Source organism: Streptomyces sp. NPDC001594 (assembly GCF_042893675.1).
Lineage (GTDB): Bacteria > Actinomycetota > Actinomycetes > Streptomycetales > Streptomycetaceae > Streptomyces.
In genome coordinates this window covers 1-4,962 of sequence record NZ_JBIAVB010000039.1, presented here as the reverse complement: position 1 = coordinate 4,962, position 4,962 = coordinate 1, and the positions used below count along the sequence as shown (strand labels likewise).

Here is a 4,962-nt window from a genome sequence, read left to right as displayed (position 1 = left end):
CTTCAGAACTAACACAGTGGACGCGAGCAACTGAGGACAAGCCCTCGGCCTATTAGTACCAGTCAGCTCCACCCGTTACCGGGCTTCCACATCTGGCCTATCAACCCAGTCGTCTACTGGGAGCCTTACCCTCTCAAGGAGGTGGGAATACTCATCTTGAAGCAGGCTTCCCGCTTAGATGCTTTCAGCGGTTATCCCTCCCGAACGTAGCCAACCAGCCATGCCCTTGGCAGGACAACTGGCACACCAGAGGTTCGTCCGTCCCGGTCCTCTCGTACTAGGGACAGCCCTTCTCAATATTCCTACGCGCACAGCGGATAGGGACCGAACTGTCTCACGACGTTCTAAACCCAGCTCGCGTACCGCTTTAATGGGCGAACAGCCCAACCCTTGGGACCGACTCCAGCCCCAGGATGCGACGAGCCGACATCGAGGTGCCAAACCATCCCGTCGATATGGACTCTTGGGGAAGATCAGCCTGTTATCCCCGGGGTACCTTTTATCCGTTGAGCGACGGCGCTTCCACAAGCCACCGCCGGATCACTAGTCCCGACTTTCGTCCCTGCTCGACCCGTCGGTCTCACAGTCAAGCTCCCTTGTGCACTTACACTCAACACCTGATTGCCAACCAGGCTGAGGGAACCTTTGGGCGCCTCCGTTACCCTTTGGGAGGCAACCGCCCCAGTTAAACTACCCATCAGACACTGTCCCTGATCCGGATCACGGACCGAGGTTAGACATCCAGCACGACCAGAGTGGTATTTCAACGGCGACTCCACAACCACTGGCGTGGCTGCTTCAAAGTCTCCCACCTATCCTACACAAGCCGAACCGAACACCAATATCAAACTGTAGTAAAGGTCCCGGGGTCTTTCCGTCCTGCTGCGCGAAACGAGCATCTTTACTCGTAGTGCAATTTCACCGGGCCTATGGTTGAGACAGTCGAGAAGTCGTTACGCCATTCGTGCAGGTCGGAACTTACCCGACAAGGAATTTCGCTACCTTAGGATGGTTATAGTTACCACCGCCGTTTACTGGCGCTTAAGTTCTCAGCTTCGCCCTGTCGAAACAGAGCTAACCGGTCCCCTTAACGTTCCAGCACCGGGCAGGCGTCAGTCCGTATACATCGCCTTACGGCTTCGCACGGACCTGTGTTTTTAGTAAACAGTCGCTTCTCGCTGGTCTCTGCGGCCACCCCCAGCTCAGAGAGCAAGTCTCATCACCAGGAATGGCCCCCCTTCTCCCGAAGTTACGGGGGCATTTTGCCGAGTTCCTTAACCATAGTTCACCCGAACGCCTCGGTATTCTCTACCTGACCACCTGAGTCGGTTTAGGGTACGGGCCGCCATGAAACTCGCTAGAGGCTTTTCTCGACAGCATAGGATCATCCACTTCACCACAATCGGCTCGGCATCAGGTCTCAGCCTTATATGAGGGACGGATTTGCCTACCCCTCGGCCTACACCCTTACCCCGGGACAACCACCGCCCGGGCTGGACTACCTTCCTGCGTCACCCCATCGCTTACCTACTACCACCTTGGATCAGCGGCTCCACCACTTTCCTTTCCCCGAAGGGTCCGGAACGGCTTCACGGCCTTAGCATTAGAGGATTCGATATTGGGCGTTTCAAAGCGGGTACCGGAATATCAACCGGTTGTCCATCGACTACGCCTGTCGGCCTCGCCTTAGGTCCCGACTTACCCTGGGCAGATCAGCTTGACCCAGGAACCCTTAGTCAATCGGCGCACACGTTTCTCACGTGTGTATCGCTACTCATGCCTGCATTCTCACTCGTGAACCGTCCACAACTAGCTTCCGCTGCTGCTTCACCCGGCACACGACGCTCCCCTACCCATCACAGCGGGCGTTGGCCCTATTGCTGCAATGACACGACTTCGGCGGTACGCTTGAGCCCCGCTACATTGTCGGCGCGGAATCACTTGACCAGTGAGCTATTACGCACTCTTTCAAGGGTGGCTGCTTCTAAGCCAACCTCCTGGTTGTCTCTGCGACTCCACATCCTTTCCCACTTAGCGTACGCTTAGGGGCCTTAGTCGATGCTCTGGGCTGTTTCCCTCTCGACCATGGAGCTTATCCCCCACAGTCTCACTGCCGTGCTCTCACTTACCGGCATTCGGAGTTTGGCTAAGGTCAGTAACCCGGTAGGGCCCATCGCCTATCCAGTGCTCTACCTCCGGCAAGAAACACACGACGCTGCACCTAAATGCATTTCGGGGAGAACCAGCTATCACGGAGTTTGATTGGCCTTTCACCCCTAACCACAGGTCATCCCCCAGGTTTTCAACCCTGGTGGGTTCGGTCCTCCACGAAGTCTTACCTCCGCTTCAACCTGCCCATGGCTAGATCACTCCGCTTCGGGTCTAGAGCGTGCAACTCAATCGCCCTATTCGGACTCGCTTTCGCTACGGCTTCCCCACACGGGTTAACCTCGCTACACACCGCTAACTCGCAGGCTCATTCTTCAAAAGGCACGCAGTCACGAGACGTACAAGTACGTCCGACGCTCCCACGGCTTGTAGGCACACGGTTTCAGGTACTATTTCACTCCGCTCCCGCGGTACTTTTCACCATTCCCTCACGGTACTATCCGCTATCGGTCACCAGGGAATATTTAGGCTTAGCGGGTGGTCCCGCCAGATTCACACGGGATTTCTCGGGCCCCGTGCTACTTGGGAGATGAGCAAGCAAGCCGCTGATGTTTCGTCTACGGGGGTCTTACCCTCTACGCCGGACCTTTCGCATGTCCTTCGACTACATCAACGGTTTCTGACTCGCCGACCGGCCGGCAGACCGATCAAGCTCATTCCCACAACCCCGCATGCGCAACCCCTGCCGGGTATCACACGCATACGGTTTGGCCTCATCCGGTTTCGCTCGCCACTACTCCCGGAATCACGGTTGTTTTCTCTTCCTGAGGGTACTGAGATGTTTCACTTCCCCTCGTTCCCTCCACACTGCCTATGTGTTCAGCAGTGGGTGACAGCCCATGACGACTGCCGGGTTTCCCCATTCGGACACCCCCGGATCAAAGCTCAGTTGGCAGCTCCCCGGGGCCTATCGCGGCCTCTCACGTCCTTCATCGGTTCCTGGTGCCAAGGCATCCACCGTGCGCCCTTAAAAACTTGGCCACAGATGCTCGCGTCCACTGTGTAGTTCTCAAATAACGACCAGCCACCCATCACCTCACCAGACAAGCTGGCAAGTTCACTGGGGCCGGCACTGAAGACTGACCAGACGGCCGTGCCTTCAGGACCCAACAGCGCGCCAAGCACGATCTCTTTCAGTGAGTCACTTTCCACGCCGAAGCAGTACTCGTGATCCATCCAGAAGACCGTGCCAACTAATCAACGTTCCACCCATGAGCTGACCGTGCAGAACGTTTGTCTGCAATCGGTACTGTGCTCCTTAGAAAGGAGGTGATCCAGCCGCACCTTCCGGTACGGCTACCTTGTTACGACTTCGTCCCAATCGCCAGTCCCACCTTCGACAGCTCCCTCCACAAGGGTTGGGCCACCGGCTTCGGGTGTTACCGACTTTCGTGACGTGACGGGCGGTGTGTACAAGGCCCGGGAACGTATTCACCGCAGCAATGCTGATCTGCGATTACTAGCGACTCCGACTTCATGGGGTCGAGTTGCAGACCCCAATCCGAACTGAGACCGGCTTTTTGAGATTCGCTCCACCTCACGGTATCGCAGCTCATTGTACCGGCCATTGTAGCACGTGTGCAGCCCAAGACATAAGGGGCATGATGACTTGACGTCGTCCCCACCTTCCTCCGAGTTGACCCCGGCGGTCTCCTGTGAGTCCCCATCACCCCGAAGGGCATGCTGGCAACACAGGACAAGGGTTGCGCTCGTTGCGGGACTTAACCCAACATCTCACGACACGAGCTGACGACAGCCATGCACCACCTGTATACCGACCACAAGGGGGGCACTATCTCTAATGCTTTCCGGTATATGTCAAGCCTTGGTAAGGTTCTTCGCGTTGCGTCGAATTAAGCCACATGCTCCGCCGCTTGTGCGGGCCCCCGTCAATTCCTTTGAGTTTTAGCCTTGCGGCCGTACTCCCCAGGCGGGGAACTTAATGCGTTAGCTGCGGCACCGACGACGTGGAATGTCGCCAACACCTAGTTCCCAACGTTTACGGCGTGGACTACCAGGGTATCTAATCCTGTTCGCTCCCCACGCTTTCGCTCCTCAGCGTCAGTAATGGCCCAGAGATCCGCCTTCGCCACCGGTGTTCCTCCTGATATCTGCGCATTTCACCGCTACACCAGGAATTCCGATCTCCCCTACCACACTCTAGCTAGCCCGTATCGAATGCAGACCCGAGGTTAAGCCTCGGGCTTTCACATCCGACGTGACAAGCCGCCTACGAGCTCTTTACGCCCAATAATTCCGGACAACGCTTGCGCCCTACGTATTACCGCGGCTGCTGGCACGTAGTTAGCCGGCGCTTCTTCTGCAGGTACCGTCACTTTCGCTTCTTCCCTGCTGAAAGAGGTTTACAACCCGAAGGCCGTCATCCCTCACGCGGCGTCGCTGCATCAGGCTTTCGCCCATTGTGCAATATTCCCCACTGCTGCCTCCCGTAGGAGTCTGGGCCGTGTCTCAGTCCCAGTGTGGCCGGTCGCCCTCTCAGGCCGGCTACCCGTCGTCGCCTTGGTGGGCCATTACCCCACCAACAAGCTGATAGGCCGCGGGCTCATCCTTCACCGCCGGAGCTTTCAACCCCCGCCCATGCAGGCAGGAGTATTATCCGGTATTAGACCCCGTTTCCAGGGCTTGTCCCAGAGTGAAGGGCAGATTGCCCACGTGTTACTCACCCGTTCGCCACTAATCCACCCCGAAGGGCTTCATCGTTCGACTTGCATGTGTTAAGCACGCCGCCAGCGTTCGTCCTGAGCCAGGATCAAACTCTCCATGAATGTTTAC

Annotated in this window: 2 rRNA genes; both read right to left on the bottom strand. The window is 57.1% G+C overall.

The window, feature by feature from the left end:
* Positions 1 to 32 precede the first annotated feature (32 nt).
* A 23S ribosomal RNA gene (locus ACFY0O_RS37610) occupies positions 33 to 3,150 on the bottom strand.
* A gap of 281 nt (positions 3,151 to 3,431) precedes the next feature.
* Positions 3,432 to 4,955: ribosomal RNA gene (locus ACFY0O_RS37605) — 16S ribosomal RNA — on the bottom strand.
* Together the 16S and 23S rRNA genes form the textbook arrangement of a ribosomal RNA operon.
* Positions 4,956 to 4,962: the final 7 nt, after the last annotated feature.